Origin of the sequence: Aeromonas sobria (assembly GCF_050266975.1) — a bacterium.
Taxonomy (GTDB): Bacteria; Pseudomonadota; Gammaproteobacteria; order Enterobacterales; family Aeromonadaceae; genus Aeromonas; species Aeromonas sobria_B.
Genome location: NZ_JBKISU010000007.1, coordinates 141,202 through 148,036, shown reverse-complemented (window position 1 = coordinate 148,036; position 6,835 = coordinate 141,202). Strand labels below are relative to the sequence as shown.

Below are 6,835 nucleotides of genomic sequence, written 5' to 3'. Positions count from 1 at the left end.
GTAAACTCATGCGAAAACAGGACCTTGCCTCTAACCTGCGCCGCAAGAAATATCGGTCGTACAAGGGGACGTACGGCCATATCGCCCCGAACCTCTTGCAGCGTGATTTTCACGCCGATGCCCCGAACCAGAAATGGGTCACCGATGTGACGGAGTTCAATCTCAAAGGGCAGAAGCTGTACCTGTCGCCGGTGCTGGACCTCTATAACAGCGAGATCATCGCCTGGCAGATGGCAACGCACCAGAGGATGCAGTTGGTGGACAAGATGCTGGATGAGGCCCTGGCAAGATTACAACCAGGAGATGCGCCGGTGCTGCACTCGGATCAAGGCTGGCAATATCAGATGGCGAGCTATCAGACGCGATTATCGTCAAGGGAGGTGAAGCAAAGCATGTCACGCAAAGGGAACTGCCTGGACAATGCGGTGGTAGAGAACTTCTTTGGGCTGCTGAAGAGCGAATGCTGGTTCAACGAAGAGTACGAAGATACAGAGCAGTTGAAGCGTGCGGTGGATGAATACATCCACTACTACAACCACGAGCGGATCAAAGCAAAACTAAACGGCCTGAGCCCGGTACAGTACCGAACTCAGGCCATGTCATCCGCCAACTAATGTGTCCAATAAATGGGGTTCACTTCACAAGGTGGCTTTTTTCATGCTCTGGCACAGTCACTGCATTGTCATATTTCGCAATGACTCAATGGAGGGCGGAACATGAAAAACACCCAACTGGCACTGTTCCCTTTGCCGTCCCACATACTGCCGGGCGGCAAGCTGCCACTGCGACTGTTCGAGCCGCGCCACCTGCAGATGCTCAAGGAGTCCTTCGAACAAGAGCGAGGCTTTGGCATAGTGATGGAAGAGGCGACCTCGACAGGCACCGCCGGGCGCATACTCCCGGTCGGCACCCGGGTCAAGGTGACCGACTTCTACACCCTCAATGACGGCCTGCTGGGGGTCACTGTGCTCGGGCTGGATCGCTTCTGCATCCACAGCATGACCACAGACGCCCTTGGCCTGTGCCGCGCCGAGGTGGAACCCCTGCCCAACTGGCCCAGCATTCACAGCGATTTCAGCGACGATCTGCTGGCCGACCGGCTGCGAGAGGTATTCGAGCAATATCCGGAGCTCGATGAGCTCTACCCGGACAAGCAGTTCGAGGACGCCACCTGGCTGTGCCAGCGCTGGCTGGAGATACTGCCCATGCCCATCTACGAGAAGCAGATGCTGATCGCCAAGCAGAACAGCGAGGCCGCCAGGCAGTTCCTTCGCCGTTTGATTGCCCGCTGAGGGGCTGACGGACGCTATCAGCGAGGCCACCGGGAGCATTTCCCTCCGCCCCTTGATCGCCCGCTGAGGGACGATAGAAGCGAGGCCACCGGGAGAGCATTTCCCTCCGCCGCTTGATCGCCCGCTGACGGGAAGCTCACCGACAGAACAAGGGCCAGGCCGTCTGGAGCATTTCCCTCCGCCGCTTGATCGCCCGCTGACGGGAAGCGCACTGACAGAACAAGGGCCAGGCCGTCTGGAGCATTTCCCTCCGCCGCTTGATCGCGCGCTGACGGGAAGCGCATTGACAGAACAAGGGCCAGGCCGTCTGGAGCATTTCCCTCCGTCGCTTGATCGCCCGCTGACGGACGATAGAAGCGAGGCCACCGGGAGAGCATTTCCCTCCGCCGCTTGATTGCCCGCTGACGGACGATAGCAGCGAGGCCGCCGGGAGCATTTCCCTCCGCCGCTTGATTGCCCGCTGAGGGACGATAGAAGCGAGGCCACCGGGAACACTCCCTCCGTCGTTTGGCCGCTCACTGAAGGGCGATAGAAGCCAGACCGCCGGGAACACTCCCTCCGTCGTTTGGCCGCTCACTGAAGGGCGATAGAAGCCAGACCGCCGGGAGCAATTCCCTCCGCCGCTTGATTGCCCGCTGAGGGGCGGTAGAAGCCAGACCGCAGGGAACACTGCCGGCTGGATTAAGCGCCGACAAGAAGAGCTGGCAGAGGGGGAGAAGGCGTCCGACGAGACCATTTGCAAAATGCGAAAAATCTCATAATGAAAAGGGCGCATTCGCAATTTGCAAATTTTTCATTCAGGCACCGACAGGGTGCCCACAGTGAATGTTCAGCTGGAGCCTGCTATCGCTGCCCATGGCTCGGCATAGAAAAGTTGGCACGTATTTTTCATATAGCTTTATACAACCCGATTTATCCCGTGCTCTCTTCAGTATTTGCTGAAGAATTGGTCAACTACCCAGTTGACCATTTTTTTTGCCTGCCATTCACCCACGCGTCCCATCCCCGTCCACTCTGCCCCCTCACCATGACGACGCCATGACATTCAACAGTGCCGTTGCAGGCAGTCGCGCAGCCGGGCGAGGCTGATGGGCTTGGCCAGAAAATCCGTCATGCCTGTGGCCAGACAGCAGGCCCTGTCCTCGGCCATGGCATTGGCGGTCAGCGCCACTATGGGCATGCGGTAACCGAGCTCGCGCAGCAAGCGGGTCGCCTCCAGCCCATCCATCTGCGGCATCCGCATGTCCATCAGGATGAGATCCGGCGCCAGCTCCGCCACCTGGGCCAGCGCCTCCAGGCCATTGCCGGCGATCCGCACCCGGCTCACCAGCTTTTGCAGCATGAGGGAGACCACCAGCTGATTGATGGGGCTGTCTTCCACCACCAGCACGTCCAGGGGCCGCAAGGCGTTGCTGGGCGGGGCCGCCCTCGCCTCGCTCTCGCAGGGCAGGCCCAGACCGGGCAGGGAGAACCAGAAGCGGCTGCCGGCACCGAGCCGGCTGGTGAGACAAAGCTCGCCCCCCATCAGGGCGACCAGCCGCTTGCTGATGCTCAGGCCAAGGCCGGTGCCGGCGCGGTGGCGAGTGGCCGAGCTGTCGACCTGGGTGAAGGGCTCAAACAGCCGGGCCTGATCCGCCTCGGCGATGCCGATGCCCGTGTCCTGCACCTCGATCTGCAGGCACTCATCCCGCCAGCCCATCTTGAGCACCACGCCCCCCTGCTCGGTGAACTTGAGGGCATTGCCGAGCAGGTTGTTGATGATCTGGGACAGGCGCACTGGATCGGCGAACAGGGCCTCGGGCAGCGCCTCATCCAGCTCGCAGGTCAAGGTGAGCCCCTTCTCCCTGGCCTGATCCTGCCAGGGTTCCATGATGGCCTGGCTGAGGGGGTGGAGCGCGAATCGCTCGCAGTGCAGCGCCAGGCTGTGGGCCTCTATCTTCGAGAAGTCGAGCACGTCATCTATGATGGTCTGCAGCAGCCGGGCCGAGTGGGCGGCATGATCCAGCAGGGTCTGCTGGGCCGGGGCCATCCCCTCGTGCTGCAGCAGATCCAGCATGCCCATCACGGCGTTCATGGGGGAGCGGATCTCGTGGGTCATCATGGCCAGGAACTGGGACTTGGCCCGGTTGGCGGCCTCGGCCTGATCCCGCGCCTTGGCCAGCTCCTGCTCGCGCCTTATCTGGCGCCCTATGTCGCGCGCCGTGCCGCTGTAACCGCAAAAATGGCCCTGCCTGTCGAACAGGGGCTCGGCGTTCACCTCCATCCAGCGCACCAGGCCCCCGGCATTGATGCGCACCCGCTCGGCGCGGATGGCTTGGCGCCCCTCCACCAGGCGGCGGTACTTCTCCCACTGCTCCCCTTCCCGCTCATGGGTTACCTCGTAGAGGCTGCGACCCGTCTCCATGGTCATGACGCCTCCCTCATAGCCGGGGGCAGAGACATAACTGAGCCTGTGCTCGCCATCGGTTTCCCAGAACCAGTCCGAGGCCATGGCGGCAAAGCGGCGAAACCGGCGCTCGCTCGCCTGCAGCTCCCGGGTCTTGAGCGCCACCTGCTGCTGGAGCCGGGCCCGATAGGCGATGTTGACCAGGGCCTGGGAGATGAGGGGCTGGCAGCGGGCCAGCGCCGCCTTGCTCTGCAGATCCAGCCCGCCCCTGACCGAGTGGCGGCAGAGCAGTATGCCGGTAAAGCCCGGGGCATGCAGGCCGGTCAGCATCAGGCTGGCCCAGCCCGGCTTGCCCGCCAGCCCGGCGAATTCGGGCAGCTGGGCCGGGTCATAGACGACCAGGGTCTCCCCCGCCAGGGCGCGGGCGAAGAGGGGGGAGTGCCGCCAGCCCTGGCCGCACTCGGCTGGTTCTGTGCTCAAATGGGTGACGCCGGCCCCCGCCTCCCAGCTCAGGACATCCGCCTGCTCGAAGCCGATGAAGGGCTGCAGGCTACGGATCAGGCTCAGCAGCACCTGCTCCAAGGTGCGGGCATCGGCCAGGGCGCCGAGGCCGGCCAGCAGGGTCTGGGACTCCTGACGGTACTGGGCCTCCCGGGCACGGCAATGAACCAGCTCCACCAGGGTGGCTTGCAGCTTGTCGTTCAGTGCCTCCAGCGCCTTGCTGTCACTGCCCGTCTCAGGATGCATCGACGCCTCCCAGCAGCACCACGGCGGAGACCATGAGGTTGCCATGGGCCAGCTCCCCATGGGGCAGCCGCCCCTGCTCGCCGAAGGTGAAGGGGGTGATGAAGGGGATGGCCCCCAGCTGCGCCTCGAGCAGGCTGCCAACCTCCTGGATCCGCTCCCCCAGGGCGAGCCTGGATCCGGCGCAGAAGATGAGCAGGGCCCCCAGGGGACGCACGGCGCCGCAGCCACCGTAGCCGGGCTCTATGTGCGCCGCCAGGCTGCGGGCCAGCAGCCCCTCGGCGCTGCCATGCATCAATATCAACCGCTCCCCCGGTTCGATGGCGGTGAAGAGCCGCAGGCCGCCCCGGGCCGTGACGGCCTCGGGATGGGAGAGCTTGTAATAGGGCACCCCGTCCAGGGTGCCCCGCTGGCGCGCCAGGGGGGCCAGGGTGCTCTGGGCCAGGATGGGCCCCACCGGAAAGGGGGCCAGGCCGCGCCAGCTGGCATAGACCCAGGCGGCCGGCTCGCCATCTATGGTCAGCACCTCGCGCCCGTCGCACGCGGTCACCAGGCCATGATGGGCGGTGGCCAGATAGCCGGAGTGGAACTGAAACGCCAGCTCGCAGTCGGGATAGAGCAGGGCCAGCACCACCCCCTCTCGCCCCTCCCCCCCCTGCCAGCAGAGTTGCCAGTCGCCACGGATGGCGTCATCTGCAGCCGATCCCCCCACCACGGGCACCCGGCAACCGAACTCGTCCTCGATGGCCGCGAGCAGCCCCTCCTCCCGGCCCGGGCTCGCGTGCAGCAGCACCATGGCCGGCAGCTCGCCGGGGCGCCCCGCCTCGGCCATGGCGCCGTGCAGCAGGGCCCGCATGTCGACCGCCTCCCCCAGCCCCCCGGCCACCCCGTAGCACCCCTTCTCATCGAACAGGGCCGCCACCGCCAGCCCCCAGCCCTGGGCGCTGTGATAACCGGCCTGGGTCTGCACCCCGTGGCAGGAGCTGCAACCGATGAGGCGGGCATGGGGATAGCGCCCGGTCAAGGCCTGACGCAGGACGCCGGCATCGTGGGCCTGGGTAAAGTAGACGATCAGCAGGGATGGCAGGGCCGCGGGAGCCAGGTCCTCGAGGCGCTCGCACACCTCGCGGCAGGCGAGGGCCGAGCTGGCTGCGAGGGAGTGAGCCGTCAGAAAGTTCACTGCTATCTCCTGTTGAGTCTCATTGGTCGATGAGGCGGTCATGATATCGGGGAGCCCGCCAGACTGTGACGAGTCCACGCCTTCCCCGCCCTGGGCAAGAAAATCAGGTGCAGCAACCAAGCAAAAGTCATACCCTTTGCAAAAAATCCCGCGCATCCTTATGGATTGTGTCAGGGAGAACAACAACATGAGGCCCATCATGAGCCTGCACGGGGACACTTATGTGGCAGAAAAATATCAATGACTTCCAACGGGTGGTGGCCATCGGCGGCGGCCATGGCCTGGGGCGGGTGCTCTCCTCCCTCTCCTTCCTGGGTGCCCGCCTCACCGGCATAGTGACCACCACGGACGATGGCGGCTCCACCGGCCGACTGCGCCAGAGCCAGGCCTGCATCGCCTGGGGAGATATGCGCAACTGCCTCAACCAGCTGGTGACCGAACCCAGCATCGGCAGCATGCTGTTCGAACACCGCTTCGCCGGCCGGGGCGAACTGGCCGGGCACAACCTCGGCAACCTGATCCTGCTGGCGCTGGACAACCTGTCGGTGCGTCCCCTCGACGCCATTCGCCTCATCAGCAACATGCTGAAGATAGAGACCCAGCTGCTCCCCATGTCCGAGTTCCCCACCGACCTCTGTGCCAGCACCGCCTGCGGCAACCGGATCCTGGGGGAGGTCTCCATCGACCAGCTGGAGAGCCCGCCCCTCTCCCTCTCCCTCAGTCCCAGGGTCACGGCGACCCGGGAGGCGGTGCAGGCCATTGCCGAGGCCGAGATGATCATCCTGGGCCCGGGCAGCTTCCTCACCTCCATCATGCCCCCCCTGCTGCTGGAGGAGATCGCCCAGGCCATCGGCCAGAGCCGGGCTCGCCTGGTGTTCATCACCAATCTGGTGGCCGAGCCGGGTCCCGCCGGCCAGATGGATCTGATGACCCAGTGGCGCTGGCTGGAGCAGCAGATTGGCCGCGGCCGCATCGACGCCATCATAGGCCCCGAGGGCCACTACCCGGCGGCGCTCGATGGCCTGCTGATGACGGCCGATCTGGGGGAAACCGCCCTGCCCCATCGCCACGACAGGGCCAGGCTGAAGGCGGCCCTGGACAAGGCCATCCATTGGCGCAGCCATCACTGATCACGGCGTGTCACCACCACAGGCGGCCCAAAACCAGGTGATCCCCTGGCGCCGCCATCACTGACGACTATGTGCCATCGCCACAGGCAAGCCCGAACCAGGT

General features: G+C 64.6%; 5 protein-coding genes. 3 read left to right on the top strand and 2 right to left on the bottom strand.

The window, feature by feature from the left end:
- Positions 1-614 (top strand): IS3 family transposase (locus tag ACLHZ1_RS06125; protein WP_427261370.1); only part of this gene is annotated, 614 nt, incomplete at its 5' end.
- 102 nt (positions 615-716) lie between these two features.
- Complete coding sequence (locus ACLHZ1_RS06120) at positions 717-1,292, top strand: LON peptidase substrate-binding domain-containing protein (protein WP_427261369.1); 576 nt, start codon at positions 717-719, stop codon at positions 1,290-1,292.
- Positions 1,293-2,337: 1,045 nt separating this feature from the next.
- Here ACLHZ1_RS06120 and ACLHZ1_RS06115 read toward each other — a convergent pair.
- Complete coding sequence (locus ACLHZ1_RS06115; RefSeq protein ID WP_427261368.1) at positions 2,338-4,425, bottom strand: ATP-binding protein; 2,088 nt, start codon at positions 4,423-4,425, stop codon at positions 2,338-2,340.
- Positions 4,415-5,608, bottom strand: a complete 1,194-nt coding sequence (locus ACLHZ1_RS06110; protein WP_427261376.1) for an FIST signal transduction protein — start codon at positions 5,606-5,608, stop codon at positions 4,415-4,417. Before ACLHZ1_RS06110 ends, ACLHZ1_RS06115 begins: the two co-directional genes overlap by 11 nt.
- A 215-nt stretch (positions 5,609-5,823) precedes the next feature.
- Here ACLHZ1_RS06110 and ACLHZ1_RS06105 point away from each other — a divergent pair, with 215 nt between their 5' ends.
- Positions 5,824-6,732, top strand: a complete 909-nt coding sequence (locus tag ACLHZ1_RS06105; protein WP_427261367.1) for a gluconeogenesis factor YvcK family protein — start codon at positions 5,824-5,826, stop codon at positions 6,730-6,732.
- The last annotated feature ends 103 nt before the right edge of the window (positions 6,733-6,835 follow it).